This window comes from Candidatus Methylomirabilota bacterium, from assembly GCA_027293415.1.
Lineage (GTDB): Bacteria > Methylomirabilota > Methylomirabilia > Methylomirabilales > CSP1-5 > CSP1-5.
In genome coordinates this window covers 13,693-27,792 of record JAPUFX010000140.1, presented here as the reverse complement: position 1 = coordinate 27,792, position 14,100 = coordinate 13,693, and the positions used below count along the sequence as shown (strand labels likewise).

16 protein-coding genes are annotated in these 14,100 nt (G+C 59.3%); 9 read left to right on the top strand and 7 right to left on the bottom strand.

Annotation, left to right across the window (positions count from 1 at the left end):
* From ruvB to yajC, 7 genes are all read left to right on the top strand, one after another.
* Positions 1-615, top strand: a 615-nt coding sequence (gene ruvB / locus O6929_10410; GenBank protein ID MCZ6480800.1) for a Holliday junction branch migration DNA helicase RuvB, incomplete at its 5' end; no start/stop codon positions are given.
* A gap of 100 nt (positions 616-715) precedes the next feature.
* Positions 716-940, top strand: coding sequence for a DUF2905 domain-containing protein (locus O6929_10405; GenBank protein MCZ6480799.1), 225 nt, complete (start codon positions 716-718; stop codon positions 938-940).
* Between the two features lie 14 nt (positions 941-954).
* Positions 955-2,049 (top strand): SpoIID/LytB domain-containing protein, encoded by a 1,095-nt coding sequence (locus O6929_10400; protein MCZ6480798.1) that lies wholly within the window; start codon positions 955-957, stop codon positions 2,047-2,049.
* Positions 2,050-2,150: 101 nt separating this feature from the next.
* The gene (queA, locus tag O6929_10395) at positions 2,151-3,218 is read left to right on the top strand and encodes a tRNA preQ1(34) S-adenosylmethionine ribosyltransferase-isomerase QueA (protein MCZ6480797.1); all 1,068 of its coding nucleotides are present in this window, start codon (positions 2,151-2,153) and stop codon (positions 3,216-3,218) included.
* 7 nt (positions 3,219-3,225) lie between these two features.
* Entirely contained in the window at positions 3,226-3,900 is a 675-nt protein-coding gene (locus tag O6929_10390; protein ID MCZ6480796.1) for an endonuclease NucS, read from the top strand.
* Positions 3,900-5,015, top strand: a complete 1,116-nt coding sequence (gene tgt / locus O6929_10385) for a tRNA guanosine(34) transglycosylase Tgt (protein ID MCZ6480795.1) — start codon at positions 3,900-3,902, stop codon at positions 5,013-5,015. Before O6929_10390 ends, tgt begins: the two co-directional genes overlap by 1 nt.
* Positions 5,016-5,046: 31 nt before the next feature.
* Positions 5,047-5,406: a preprotein translocase subunit YajC gene (yajC, locus tag O6929_10380; protein ID MCZ6480794.1), complete on the top strand. Its 360-nt coding sequence runs from the start codon at positions 5,047-5,049 to the stop codon at positions 5,404-5,406.
* A 143-nt stretch (positions 5,407-5,549) separates the two neighbouring features.
* Here yajC and O6929_10375 read toward each other — a convergent pair whose 3' ends face one another.
* From O6929_10375 to O6929_10360, 4 genes are all read right to left on the bottom strand, one after another.
* Positions 5,550-6,416, bottom strand: a complete 867-nt coding sequence (locus tag O6929_10375; protein MCZ6480793.1) for a class I SAM-dependent methyltransferase — start codon at positions 6,414-6,416, stop codon at positions 5,550-5,552.
* A gap of 26 nt (positions 6,417-6,442) precedes the next feature.
* Complete coding sequence (locus O6929_10370) at positions 6,443-7,615, bottom strand: class I SAM-dependent rRNA methyltransferase (GenBank protein MCZ6480792.1); 1,173 nt, start codon at positions 7,613-7,615, stop codon at positions 6,443-6,445.
* An 86-nt stretch (positions 7,616-7,701) separates the two neighbouring features.
* On the bottom strand, positions 7,702-8,712 hold the full coding sequence (locus O6929_10365; GenBank protein MCZ6480791.1) for a DUF3568 family protein: 1,011 nt from the start codon (positions 8,710-8,712) through the stop codon (positions 7,702-7,704).
* A gap of 105 nt (positions 8,713-8,817) precedes the next feature.
* The gene (locus O6929_10360; GenBank protein MCZ6480790.1) at positions 8,818-9,555 is read right to left on the bottom strand and encodes an NAD-dependent deacylase; all 738 of its coding nucleotides are present in this window, start codon (positions 9,553-9,555) and stop codon (positions 8,818-8,820) included.
* Between the two features lie 236 nt (positions 9,556-9,791).
* On the opposite strand from O6929_10360, the gene O6929_10355 reads away from it, so the two are divergent.
* Positions 9,792-10,250 carry a polymer-forming cytoskeletal protein gene (locus tag O6929_10355; GenBank protein ID MCZ6480789.1) on the top strand — a complete coding sequence of 153 codons (459 nt, stop codon included), beginning with the start codon at positions 9,792-9,794 and terminating at the stop codon, positions 10,248-10,250.
* A gap of 75 nt (positions 10,251-10,325) precedes the next feature.
* Positions 10,326-10,691: a polymer-forming cytoskeletal protein gene (locus O6929_10350; GenBank protein MCZ6480788.1), complete on the top strand. Its 366-nt coding sequence runs from the start codon at positions 10,326-10,328 to the stop codon at positions 10,689-10,691.
* A 357-nt stretch (positions 10,692-11,048) separates the two neighbouring features.
* Here the strand turns inward: O6929_10350 and ald are convergent, their stop codons facing one another.
* The 3 genes from ald to O6929_10335 form a co-directional block, all read right to left on the bottom strand.
* Entirely contained in the window at positions 11,049-12,161 is a 1,113-nt protein-coding gene (gene ald, locus O6929_10345; GenBank protein MCZ6480787.1) for an alanine dehydrogenase, read from the bottom strand.
* Positions 12,162-12,285: 124 nt separating this feature from the next.
* Entirely contained in the window at positions 12,286-13,125 is an 840-nt protein-coding gene (locus O6929_10340) for an NAD+ synthase (GenBank protein ID MCZ6480786.1), read from the bottom strand.
* On the bottom strand, positions 13,122-14,006 hold the full coding sequence (locus O6929_10335; GenBank protein MCZ6480785.1) for a carbon-nitrogen hydrolase: 885 nt from the start codon (positions 14,004-14,006) through the stop codon (positions 13,122-13,124). The genes O6929_10340 and O6929_10335 overlap by 4 nt, the downstream gene beginning before the upstream one ends.
* Positions 14,007-14,100: the final 94 nt, after the last annotated feature.

Genomic DNA, 14,100 nt, shown 5'->3' with positions numbered 1-14,100 from the left:
GTCATCGGCCAGGGCCCACACGCGCGGACCATCAAGCTGGATCTGCCCCGTTTCACCTTAATCGGGGCCACCACCCGGGCCGGACTCATCACCGCCCCTCTCCGGAATCGGTTCGGGGTCGTGCACCGACTCGATTATTACGCCGAGGAAGAGATCTTTCGAATCGTCCTCCGGTCCGCGAAAGTCCTGGGGGTCGAGATCAGTCCGGAGGGAGCTGGCGAGCTCGCCGGTCGCGCCCGCGGGACGCCTCGGGTGGCGAATCGGCTCCTGAGGAGGGTTCGAGATTTTGCCCAGGTGCTGGGCGATGGGGTGATCAGTCAAGAGATCGCCCGGATGGCGTTGGAGCGATTGGAGGTGGACGAGCGGGGACTGGATGACATGGACCGCCGGATCCTGCAAACCCTCATCGGGAAGTTCGATGGTGGCCCGGTGGGCCTCGAGACGTTATCGATGGCCGTCGGTGAAGAGAAGGATACCCTCGAGGACATCTACGAGCCATTTCTGATCCTGACAGGATTCCTGGCCCGGACGCCGCGGGGCCGGATCGCGACCCGGCTGGCGTTCGATCACTTCGGGCTCACGCCCGGGGCCCGCCCTCAGGGGGAGCTGATGTAAGTGAGCGAATTCTAGGCCGCGCGACGGGCTGACAGATCCCGCTTCACGGTGGTATACTGGGCCGGCGAGCGGCGAAGGTAGAATGTAGCGGGCGGCGATCATGTCCGGTTTTGAAGGATTGGCCAAGCTCCTCATCATTTTCGGCGTCGTCCTGGCCCTGCTCGGAGGTCTCCTGCTGGTAGTGGGCAAAATCCCGTTCATCGGTCGGCTACCGGGCGATATCTATATCCAACGAGAAAACTTCACCTTCTACTTTCCCCTGGCTACCTCTCTCCTGATCAGCATTCTGCTCACCCTCCTCTTTTCCCTTTTTAGTCGCCGGTGAAACGGAGGACGTCGATGGGGCGGTGGTTGATGAGCGGCATCTTGCTCCTCTGCAGCTTCAGCCCAGGGCTGTGCTGGGGGGAGGAATGGCCGGTTCGCGTCCTCATAAGAGAAGGGGTCTTGACCGTTGATCTCAAGGGGGCGGGACCATCCCAACTCGAGGAGCTCGAGCGCCCGCTCGTGCGGTACCTCCCCCCGGGCAAAGAGGTGCGCCTGGCGTGGGAGGGAAGGGATGGAACCAAGTTCAGGCTGCGGACAGACGCGGATCTTTTGTGGGTCAATGGCCGGCCTTACCGGGGGAGCATCGAAGTCTGGAACACGGCGGCGGGCCTTCAGGTCATCAACCAGGTGGCCCTCGAAGATTATGTGCGGGGGGTGATGAAGGTCGAGGCCGATCCGAATTGGCCCCTCGAGGCGTTGAAAGCCCAGGCGGTCGTGGCCAGAACCTATGCGCTGTATGAACGACTCGTCAGTCCCGACGCCCTCTATCATCTTTATTCCACCACTGCCTCTCAGGTGTACCGGGGGATCAGCGGTGAAGACCCCCGATCTGACAAGGCGGTCGAAGCGACCCGGGGTGTTGTGCTGGTCTACCGGGGACTGATCATTCCGGCCTTTTACCATGCGGCCTCGGGCGGACGGACTGAGGATGCCGTCGAGGTGTGGGAGAAGAAGTACCCGTTCATCATCGGCGTGGAAGACCCCTTTTCGGCCATTGCGCCCCATCATCAATGGCAGGTAGCCATCCCTGGTTCAGAGATTCGGGAGGCGCTCAAACGGTACGGCTGGAGAGTGGGAGAAATCCGTCGAATCGAGGCGGTCCGTCGGACCCGCTCGGGCCGGATCAGCCTTCTTCGGATCTCGCATGACGGTGGCGCGCTCCACATCGGAGGGAAACGGTTGCGGCAGATGCTGGGGCCGAACCGGATCCGTAGTACACGTTTCACCACCTACCCACAGGACGGCAAGATCGTCTTTGAGGGTCAAGGGTGGGGCCACGGGGTTGGAATGAGCCAGTGGGGAGCCAAGGGGATGGCGGATCTTGCCTACGACTCTACCGGCATTCTGAAACATTATTTCCCCCTGGCAGAGTTGAGACGCCTTCCGTGAAGGGTAACAGTTCAGGGTTGAGAGTTCAGAGCAAATTTCAAGCATAGAGCTTGCATGTCAAATGTGGGGATGTGAACCATGAATCCTGATCGGGTTTGGCCGTGAACCGTGAACTGACTGATGCATCTTCGCGAAATGATTATTATCTCCCAGCGGGGTTGATAGCCCAGTATCCTCCCCCAGAGCGGGATGCCTCTCGCCTGTTAGTCGTTCGACGGGAGGATGGAGCGATACTCCACCGGCGGTTTCGCGACCTAGGCACGGTGCTCCGACCGGGGGACCTCTTGGTGCTCAACGATACGAAAGTGATCCCGGCTCGGCTCTTCGGGCGGCGCAGAGGAGGAGGACAGGTTGAGGTTTTGCTCATCGCGGAGGAGGATCGGAATCGCTGGTGGGCCCTGGTGAAGCCGGGCAGAGGGCTGCCTGTGGGCCGACGGCTGAGCTTTCAAGAGGGGGCAGGGGCTGAGGTGCTCGATTGCGGTGAAGGGGGACGGCGTCTCCTGCAGTTTGATGGGGTTGAGGACATTTTCGCGCTGCTTCCCTCCATTGGGGAAATGCCACTTCCGCCGTACATCAAGCGCGGAGACCGCAGCCAAGAGCGGGTGCACGACCGCGCGCTCGATGCCGAGCGCTACCAGACGGTGTATGCGAAAGATGCCGGGGCCATCGCCGCTCCTACCGCTGGGCTTCATTTTACCGAGCCCGTGCTGACAGCGATGGAGCGGCATGGCGTAGAGATTGCCTTTCTCACCCTCCACGTAGGGGTGGGCACCTTCAAGCCGGTCACGGTCGATCGGGTAACAGAGCACCGGATGGGGCCAGAGCGGTACATCATTCCTGAGAAGACCGCAACGGCCGTCAAGCGGGCAAAGGCCGAAGGACGGCGGGTGGTGGCAGTCGGGACCACGACGACGAGGGCATTGGAAGACGCCGCGCTGCAGGGGGGAGTGGTCCGGGCGGGGGAGGGTACGGCCTTTCTCTTCATCACCCGAGGCCACCCATTTCAGGTGGTGGATACACTCCTGACCAACTTTCACCTCCCCCGGTCCACGCTGCTCATCCTCGTGTGTGCCTTTGCCGGAAGGGATCTGATTCTCAAAGCGTATGCAGATGCGACGCGGAAGCGGTATCGGTTTTACAGTTACGGTGATGCAATGGTGATTTTGTGAGGAGATGATGAACTGCAAGCTCTGTGCGACAGTGCTGGAGGAAGGCGCTCGCAACTGCCCGAACTGCGGGCATGAGGTGGGCGCAAAGGTAGGTCCTGAAAAAGGGAAGGGTGTCAAATCCACCAAGACAATTCCCCCCACACCTGTAAGGCTCGACCTGGATTTGGAAGAAGAAGATGTGGAGCGGGAACCGGAGCCGGAGGTGGGCGTCGAGTTTGATTTGGAGGAGGAAGTTGAGAGGGTGATCGAGGCTCCGAAGGGCTCCGTCGTGAGCACCCCCATTTTCACTCTGGATGCGGCTGGACTCCGAAAGATGTTAGCGAGACAGCCAGAGCTCTTGGAACCAGGACTGAACATTGTGACTGATGAAAAAGGGAGACTGGTTGGATCGGGTTATGCCACCGATGTCGGCACGATCGATTTGTTAGCCCGGGATGCAAAAGGGGGCCTTGTGGTCGTGACGGTCGTTGAATTCGGGCAGGATGAGGAGGTGGTGGCAGAGATGCTGCAGCGGATTGGCTGGGTCCGGAAGAATCTGGGAAAGGGGAAGCAAAAAGTCCGGGGGATCGTCGTGCTGGAACAGGTTCCCAAAAACCTGAGTTACGCGGCCGCCGCCGTGGCCGACACGATCGCCTTCAAAACATATTGGGTCGCGCTGACCTTCGGCGATGTGGAGATCTGATGAGCTTTGAGTTGCTCGCGACAGATTCGGTCGGGGCCCGGCGCGGGCGGCTCCATACTGCCCGTGGAACCGTAGAGACCCCCACCTTCATGCCCTGCGCTTCCGTGGGCGCAGTGAAGGCCCTTTCCTCTCACGAGGTGCGCGAGGCGGGAATAGAGCTCATCCTCTGCAATACGTACCACCTCTACCTTCGGCCGGGCCACGAACTCATTCGGGACCTGGGGGGCCTTCACGCCTTCACTGGCTGGGATGGCCCGATCCTGACCGATAGTGGGGGGTTTCAGGTCTTCAGCCTGGCGCCTCTCCGGAAAATCACGGAGGACGGGGTCCTGTTTCAGTCCCACCTGGACGGGTCTCGCCACTTTCTCTCTCCGGAAAAGACGATCGCGATCCAGCAGGCGCTCGGCGCGGACATCATCATGCCCCTGGACGAATGCGCCCCCTATCCGATATCACATGGAGAGGCCAAGGATGCCTTGGACCGGACCCTGCGTTGGGCTGAACGGTCCAGAGATGTCCACAAGGAGACGGATCAGATCCTCTTCGGGATTGTCCAGGGCGGGATCTTTCCCGATCTCAGAGAACGCGGGGTCCGAGAGATGGTCCGCCTTGGATTTGACGGGTACGCCATGGGCGGTCTCAGTGTGGGAGAGACCAAGGCCGAGATGGAGGAGGTTCTGGAGGCAGCCCTGCCCCATTTACCCACCGATCGGCCCCGGTATCTCATGGGGGTTGGCACCCCCACGGACCTCTTGGTCTCTATTGGGGCAGGTGTGGACATGTTCGATTGCGTCATGCCTACCCGTCACGGTCGCACGGGTAGCCTGTTTACCGCCACGGGCCACCTGAACATCAAGGGGGCTGCCTATGCGCGCGATCCTTCACCGGTCGATCCTTCCTGTACCTGTTATACCTGCCGACATCACTCGCGGGCCTATTTGCGCCATCTCTTTGTCACGGGGGATATTCTCGGGCACCGGCTCAATACCTTACACAATCTCCATTTCTATAGCATGCTGATGCGTCAGGCCCGAGAGGCCATTGCAGAGGGGCGGTTCGCCGTGCTTCAGGCAGAGACACTCCAGCGGTTGTCGTCCGAGCAGATATCCGAGTAAACCGGCATCCACGAGAGAGGAGAATAGACTAATGATCGACTTGGCCTACGCGATAGGGCAGACGCCCGGAGGCGGAGGTGGGGTAGGGGGTTTTTCCGCCCTGATTCCCTTGGTGCTGATGTTTGCCATCTTCTACTTCATCTTGATCCGCCCCCAGCAAAAGAAGCAACGGGAACAGCGGGAGATGCTGAAGGCCCTCAAAACGGGCGATCAGATCGTGACCGCGGGCGGGATCTACGGGACCATCATTGCGATAGATGAGAACAAAGTGAAGCTCAAGATCGCCGAGAATGTCAAAATTGATGTGACTCGCAGCTCTGTTTCCTCTCGGCTCGGCTGGGAAGGGGAGAAGAAGGGAAAAGAGGGGAAAGAGGGAAAAGAGGCATCGTGAGGTTCAGGCATGCGATGACCGACGACCGACTACCGTTGTCTGATGACCGTTATCCGACCACAGACGACCGTTAACCGAAGAGCGTAACAGGCAAATGGGCTTTTGCGGTGCTCGGTCGTCGGTAGTCGGTCATCGGTGAGCGGTTACTCTTTGCGGGCGACCACGATGGCGGAGTAGCCGAACGTGTAGAAGGGGAAGAGCCGCTTCAGGCGGAAGTCGCACTGCGCGATGGTCTGGAGGAACCAGACCTGGTATGACTTGAGGGGGAGCCTCTCCTTGGGGGGATCCTGAATCTTGTCGGGGATCAATGAAGAGAGAATGTGCGTCCCAGCCCGCTGGGTCACGGTGAGTCCGTGCCGGTTCAACAGGGATTGCATTTCCGGAAAGGTGAAGGTCTTGTAGGTCAGGTTCACCTTTGAGTCGTGGTTAAGGTATTCATAGGTCCATTGTCTGAGGTCTCCCCTACGCCGCGTGGTGATGGCGTTCCGGAGTTCGCGGAATTGATACAGCAGGCCGAGGTGCCACTTGTTATCGTACTCGAGCGTCACCGTGCCACCGTGGCGGCAGACCCGCGCCATTTCGGCAATCGCTTGCTCGTAGTTCTGGATGTGGCCGATCACATCCCCGTAAGAAGAGACGAAATCCACCGAGCAATCCTGGAGGGGGAGCTGTGTGGCGTTCCCCTGGAGGAGGGTGACATTTGTCAATCCCTGTGCCTTCAGCTTGTCTTGGACTTTTCGCATCAGCGCTCTAGAAATGTCGATCGCGAGCACGTGTTTTGCCTGGGGAGCAAATTGAACGGTCTGGAGTCCTGACCCACAACCGACATCCAAGACGGTCCGTCCTCGCCAGTGGGGGCTCAGTTTCTGGACAAAATAACCCAGGACCTTATAACCATTGACGTAAAAGGGATTGATGCGGTGATCAAGGATGTCGTACTCCTCGGCCATCAGATCGTACGCCGTCTGGACGCGCTGTAGCTGATTTGCATCGAACTCGATTCCGCCCATGAATCCTCCCTAGGTTCTTTGGTCCCTCACAGCCGTTCCAGGAAGACGCACTTGAGATATTTGGTCTCCGGCACCGATAGGAGGACCGGATGGTCAGGAGCCTGGGTCCGGATCGCCAGGATGCGACACTGGATCTTGGCATCGGTTGCTGCGTCCTCGAGCATCTGTAAGAAGGTTGCCTCGCTCAGATGGTAGGAGCAAGAGGAAGTAACAAGGATTCCCCCGGTATTCAACAGCTTCATGGCTCGGAGGTTAATTTCCTTGTATCCACGCAACGCTCCGGGCAGGGCCTCTTTTGATTTGGTAAAGGCGGGGGGGTCGAGGATGATGAGATCGAAACGCCGTCCAGCACCCTGGAGCTGTCTGAGCTCGTCAAAGGCGTTCCCACGCCGAAAGGCGCACCGATCGGAGAGGTGGTTTCGCTTGGCATTTTCTGTCGCCGCCGCAACTGCTTCCGCGGAATTGTCGATCCCTTCCACACGTTGCGCCCCCGCCTTGGCCGCGTGCAGCGCGAATCCCCCCGTATAGCAGAAGCAATCGAGGACCTGTCGATCAGCAGCCAGCGGACGAACGGCAAGGCGGTTTGCTCGTTGATCGAGGAAAAATCCGGTCTTTTGTCCGGCGGCAATGTTTACTTGGAAGTAAAGGTCATCCTCCTGAATGTTGACGACCGGGTCGAAAGGGGTCCCCACGAATTCCTTCTCCACAGTGAGACCTTCGAGAAGGCGGGAGGGGGCGTCATTGCGGAGATAGGTCCCGTGTGGGTGGATCAGCTCTTGGATCACGGGCAACAAGACCCCGCGGAGTCGCTCCATGCCAGCCGTGAGGATCTGGATAACCCCGATATCCCCGTAGCAATCGAGGAGGAGACCGGGCAGAGCGTCTGCCTCCGCGTACACCATGCGAATGGCGTTGGAAGGGATGGCGAGTCGCTGCCGGTAGTCCATGGCGGCCGCGATCCGCCTGCGGAAGAAAGCGGCGTTGATCGGCTCCGCATCTCGTGTGAGAAGGCGTACAAGGATCTGGGAGTCCGGATTGATGTACCCCCGGCCGAGAAAGCGACGCCCAGTTCCGTAGACGTCAACGAGATCCCCCTTGCCGAGTGCACCATCGGTTTGCTCCACATCCGCCTGGTAGATCCAGGGGTGTCCCCTCAGTACTCGCAGCTGTCCCCGACGGCGGAGCACGACACTAGCCATGGTAGGAGCTGCCCGTGGCCTCCCGAAATTGTCACTTATGTACTGTTAGCAAGGAAAAATTGCAAGGGAAAAGAGGCCCCGCCCTCTTACTGTCCTGCCGTGGTCGCTCTAGTCAATTGGGCCTCTCGAGAACTGGGGTGCTGTGTGATCAGGGTCTCGAGCAGGGCCTCTGCCTGGCGTGTGTCTCCTAGTTGCAGGTAGACATGGGCCCCTCTAAAGAGGGCCCGAGGGACTTCGGGGCTGCCGGGATAGTCCCGGAGGATGGTCTCATACTGGAGGAGGGCATCGGCATACTGCCGCTGGCTATACAGGGATTCTCCCAACCAATAGAGCGCCTTTGGTGCCTGACCGTTGTCAGGCTGGGCTGTGAGGTATCTCCGGAAGTGCTTGGTCGCGCTCGGAAAGTCTCCCTGGATGTAGTCACGGGTCCCGGTCTCGTATATCTGCTCGAGGTTCAAGGTCTCCTCTCGTCCCTCCACCCGGAGGCTTGCCACCTGGGGCCCGTCTTGGTTGCCGTTTGGCCATTCTAGTTTCGCACCCGGCGGAGGTGATGTGTCGGTCGAGAATTGGGGAGATGCGGGCCGCACGGTCCTTACGAGAGGGATGGGAGGTCGTGGGGCCATGTCGATCAACAGTTGTGACGTTTCCTCTTCCGTGACACTGGGGAAGGCAAAGCGCTGAGGGGCTGGAGGGGACAGGAGACCAGCCATTTGATTGATGATTTCCTCACCGGTGGCCTTATCCCGCTCTGGAAGAGAATCGGCGTTTACAGAAACCCTGGTGGCGTTCGCTGTGATGCGGGTAATGGTGATACTGAGATCATAGCTGTCAGAAGCTACGGCTACGATATGGTATGTATTTTCACGAGCCTCACTCTCCCTGATCGTAAAGGCCATATCCTTAAGCGCTTGGTGGCAGGCCCGTTTCACCACTGGCATCGGTGCGGAGAACGTGCGTTCGACGGTCTGGGACTGTACATAGGACGCCCCGGTAAAGGCCGTGCCGACGACGGTGGCCGCCGCGCCCAACGCAGTACAACTCGTAAGCCCCATGGCGAGAAGGCCCAGACACAAGCCGATCTTCGTGTCCTGTTTCACGAATGGGCTCCTCCAAGGGTTGGTTGCCGGAATTAGAGATGGAAAGACCTTATATGTCAAGGGCTTTTTTCTAGTTTGATGATGTTTGGGTTTAAGGATTGGTGATTAGCTCTTTAGGAGAATAGATAGGATTTGGGGAAGGATCACGCCCGCTGCACCCTGGAAGTGACTATCAACAAGGGGAGTGATTGGGGTAGGGACGGGATTGATCTCGGCGACGAAGGCACCGCGGTCCTTGGCCACGATAGGCAGGGAGGCGGCAGGCTGGACGAGGGCTGAGGTGCCAATCGTGAGAAAGATATCGGCTGATTCGGCAGCGGCGAACGCGCGGGCTTGATCCTCGACGGAAAGGGACTCGCCGAACCAGACGACGTCAGGGCGGACCATACTTCCGCATGCACATTGGGGTGGCAGCAGACTCAACGGGACTTCACGGTTTTCGTAAACGGTTCCCTCGGTCAGGCAGCGGACCTGCCAGATACATCCGTGCATTTCAATGAGACGCCGGCTGCCGGCCAGCCGGTGCAGGCCATCGATATTTTGGGTGATCAGCAGAAAGTCGGGAACGATCTGCTCCAGTTGGGCGAGGACCTCGTGGGCAGGGTTAGGGGATGCTGGTGCGATTTTCTGGCGCCGCCAGTCGTACCACTCCCAGACCAGCCTTGGGTCGCGCGCAAAGGCCTGGGGGGTAGCCAGGTCTTCCGGTTTATAGTGCTGCCAAAGACCCTCGGGGCCCCGAAAGGTGGGGATACCACTCTCCGCCGAGACCCCAGCCCCCGTCAATGCCACCACCGACGTCGCGGTTTTCAAGCGTTCGGCTATCGCAGTAAATGCCGAATCCATGTTGCTTCAGATTCCTTTCGTTTCGTAAAGTTCTATCGCGAATTCTGCCACAGGCAGAGACGAAGGGCAAGTGTGAGAAAAGGGCTTTGAACTTTCTTGACAAGCTGCTATGGTATTGGCCCTATCACACCATTTCTATTTGACTTTACCCGCCCATGCTGCTAGGAATGGGAACCCAGCGTGTGGGTGTTCCGTAGGGAGAGGTCCTGATCGGACCCAACGGAAAGGAGGCTTCAATGCTTAGACGCAATACTGCCGGGGGAAGTGCTGGTTCCGATCTCTCCAACGACGGACCTGCCTCGGTCTCATCTACCCTCCTGGGCGTGACCGGAAGCACCGCCAAATTCGAGGGAAAGTTTGAAATCGCCGACTCAATTGAGATCCAGTGCGAGGTGGGGGGCGAGCTGAGTGTTGGCGGGAAGTTCGTTATTGGCGAGAGGGGTTCCGTCCGTGCCGATGTGCAGACCGTCGATGCCGTCATCCACGGGGAATACGAGGGGAACTTGATTGCGACCGGGAGTGTGGAGATCACTCCCACAGGACGGGTAGAGGGCAACCTCAAGACCAATTCGCTGGTTATCTCTCGGGGTGGATTGTTCAACGGCAACGTGGCCAAGCTTAAGGAATCAGACATCGAGGCGGGCAAGCCTCCGGTCCAATTGGTGAGAGAGAAGCAGGTCGCCAAGGAGAACTAGGCGCAGGAAGTCCTGGCCTGCGGGTTTTTTGTCATGCTGTGGAATTCCAGGCGTAAGTCGAATCAGACCGGCATCATGGCCTTCATCGGCGAAGGCTCCGAGATTGAGGGGAAGTACACCTTCAATGGCGCCGGGACCGTCCTGATCAACGGCAAGTTCCATGGCGAACTTACGGTCACGGATGCGCTCATCGTTGGCGAGAACGCCGTCATCCACGCCACGATCCGGGCACAGTCGGTGGTGATCTGGGGTGAGATGGTAGGCAACGTCCACGCCAGAGAACGCGTGGAGCTCAGAGGGGCCGCCCGCGTCTTTGGCGACCTGGAAGCCCCCGTGGTGATCCTCGAGGAAGGTGTCCTGTTCGAAGGCCGGTGCCGGATGGGCGGATCGAGGCCCGATGAAGAGGTTCGGGATCCATCGGTAGTTCCGTTTAGGCGCTGACAGATCTTGCCCCCCCGACGAGCCTGCTGCGAGAAGTTCGATTGCAACCTCAGCCTGCCTGCGTTGCCCCGTAAGATTCCGCCTTTCCCTCCAGATCTTCGTTCAAGCTCCCCTTTTGCTCTTCTGGACCGCGCCAAGATTTGATGCGGATTTTCCGGCAGCCGGTTGAATGTCGGCAGGCCATCAAGGACTCAGAACCGGTCAGTATCGTGCCTAAATCAGCAGGGTAGGAGCCTGTTTAGCAGTACGACTCCCACGGGCGTCGGGGACAACCTCGGCGCCCGTGGTGTTTTTATCTGCTTGATTCGCCTTTTGCTTTTACCGAAGAGTGACAAGGAAGAGCGGCTGGTTAGGGTCTCAGAAGAATTTGGAGGCGGGAACGTATTCCATCCCGTGGGCCTCGGCCACGGCCGGGTAGGTGACGTTGCCGTGGATCACGTTCAGCCCCTTGGCGAGCTCAGGCTGCATCTGGGCCGCTCGCTTCCATCCCTTCTCGGCGATGTCGAGGACATAGGGAAGGGTGGCGTTGGTGAGGGCAAAGGTGGCGGTGCGGCCGTAGGCGCCGGGCATGTTGGCCACGCAGTAGTGGAGGATGCCGTTTACCTGGTAGACCGGGTCGCTGTGCGTCGTGGGGCGGGTCGTCTCCACGCATCCCCCTTGATCCACTGCGACATCGACGATGATCGAGCCAGGTTTCATGAGCTTCAACATGTTCCGGGTCACGAGGTGGGGCGCCCTGGCCCCGGGGATGTAGACGGCACCCACGAGGACATCGGCTTGTCTCAAACATTCCTCAATATTCAGTTGGTTGGACATCAGGGTGGTCGCGTTGGGTGGGAGGACCTCATCTAGCGACCGCATCCTTGAAGGGTCTATCTCTAAAAGAGAGGCTGAGGCGCCCATTCCTGCCGCCATCCTGGCTGCGTTGTAGCCGACGATCCCACCTCCCAAGATGGTGACGGTGGCGGGCGGAACCCCGGGTACGCCACTGAGCAGTACTCCCCGTCCCCCGAGAGGATTTGAGAGGTAGTGGGCAGCGATGGGCAGGGCCATACGACCGGCGATCTCGCTCATCGGCTCGAGCAGTGGCTTGTGACCATCGTCCATTTCGACGGTTTCATACGCAATCCCCACCACCTCACGCTTCAGGAGGGCCTGGGTGAGTTCGAGGGATGGAGCGAGATGGAGGAACGTAAAGAGAATCTGGCCAGACCGGAGGATCTCGTACTCACTCGGTACGGGTTCCTTCACTTTGCAGATCATCTCGGCCCGGGCATAAATTTCGGACGCCGTAGCGACAAGTTCCGCCCCCACCTCGGCGTACTCCTCGTCCATGATCCCGGCACCTGCTCCCGCCCCATGTTCGATGAGCACGAGGTGTCCCTTGGCGGTCATCATTTGGACCCCGGCCGGGATCATCGCCACCCGATGTTCCTGGTCTTTGATCTCTTTGGGTACGCCAATAATCATTTAACTTTTTCCGTTCATGGTTCAGAGTTGATGGTTCATCGTGCAGACGAGGTGCAATCTGTGGACCATAGAGGCTGGGTCCTGAACCTCAACCCTGAACCCTGAACTGTGAACCGTGAACTGATCAGAGGCCCCAATCGCGAGGGTAGCGGAAGTCTCGATCAATGGTCCGGACCGAGACCTTGGCAATGACCGGTGGCCGCCGCTTGTACTGGGACGATTTAACCCTGTGGAAGACTGCCTCAACAAAGTGCGCCTCGAAACCGAGTTCGATGAGGTCGGGGAGTTCGTACCGTCGGTCCACCATGTAGTACAAGAGGCGATCCACCGCCTCGTACGTAAAGCCCAGCTCCTCCTCATCAGTCTGTCCCACCCACAGGTCGGCACTGGGCGTTTTTTCCACGATCTCGGCTGGGACCTTGAGATGCCTGGCCAGCCATCGTGCCTGGGTTTTGTACAGATCTCCGATGGGATTGAGAGCCGAGGCCATGTCGCCGTAAAGCGTGCCGTAACCCAGGAGAAGTTCCGTCTTGTTGCTCGTGCCCAAAACTAAAGCCCCCAGGCGGGCGGAATGGTCGTACAGAACGGTCATCCGTTCCCGGGCCATCTTGTTCCCCCGTCGGATATGATCCGCATCCGGGAACGCGGTAAAATAGGCATCGATCTGCGGGGTAATGTCCACCTGGAGGAAATTGATCCCGAGCCACTCCGCGATGAGTCGAGCATGGGAAAGGCTTTCGGGGTTCGAAGTCTCGTAGGGCATGCTGACTCCCCACACGTTGCCGGGGCTCAGGGCGGCCGCTCCTAAGGTTACGGAGAGCGAAGAGTCCAGCCCACCCGAGACCCCGACGACCACCCGATGGAAGCCGGCTCGCTGGACTTCACTTTGGATGAACCCGGTCAAGATCTTGGTACAGAGATCCCAATCCAAAGTGAGTTGCGGGGTGATGGTCGAGGCGTTCATGGGGTCCCTTCCGCACGAAGCCGAAGTATTCGCTGCAGTTCCCGAGTAATTCGCTGCAGCTCCCGCACCGTCAGGTCCAACCGCTCGTCCCGCAGCAGGGGATTCGCAATCCGCTCTCGTCGGACCTCCCGGCGGTCAACGGCCACGTGGAGAAGCTGTTCCTCGAGTAGAGGCGCCTTGAGCAGGACATCTCCGGTCGGTCCGATGACCTCAGAGCCTCCCCAAAAGCAGGTGCCGTCCTCGTACCCGACCCGGTTACAGTAGCAGAGGACGCAGGTAAAGAGCTGGGCGTAGGTGCGGTTTAGGCGCTCCCAGGCGGCCGCATTGGCGAACGTCCCCTCCGGCAAAAGCCCCCGGCCGGGACTGGCAGATATACAGAGGATCAGTTCGGCGCCGTCCAGAGCAGCGATGTAGGGAACGGCGGGATGCCACAGGTCCTCACAGATCGTAAGGGCCATTCGGCCAAATCGGGTATCAAAAGCCCGAATGGTCTCCCCTGGGGCGAAATAGCGACGTTCATCAAAGATGCCGTAGGTGGGGAGGTAAAACTTTCGGTGCAGGTGACGAATTTTCCCGTCTTCCAAATACGCTGCGGCGTTGAAGAAGCGATGGTCGGAGGACTCTTCCACGAGCCCGACGACGATGGCCATCTCTCGGCTCATCTCCTTGAGTGCGTTGAGCCGGGGGTCCCGGGGAGTGAGGGCGATTGAGGGGACCATGTCTTTGAGGAAGTACCCGGTGAGGGAGAGTTCCGGAAAGAGGAGAAGATCCACCCCCTGCCTCGCTGCCTCGCGCAGGATCTTGTCGTGGAGGGCGAGATTTCTGTCCAGGTCCCCCAGCGCCGGAGAGACCTGGGCGATCCCGAGGGTGAACTTCTCCATCGATTTCTTCTCCCCTTTTCCTCTCAACTCCGTTTCCTTGACACGCTTCAATAGATTTAGTAAGGTTCCTCCGCACTCAGCTCCGGCCGGAGGT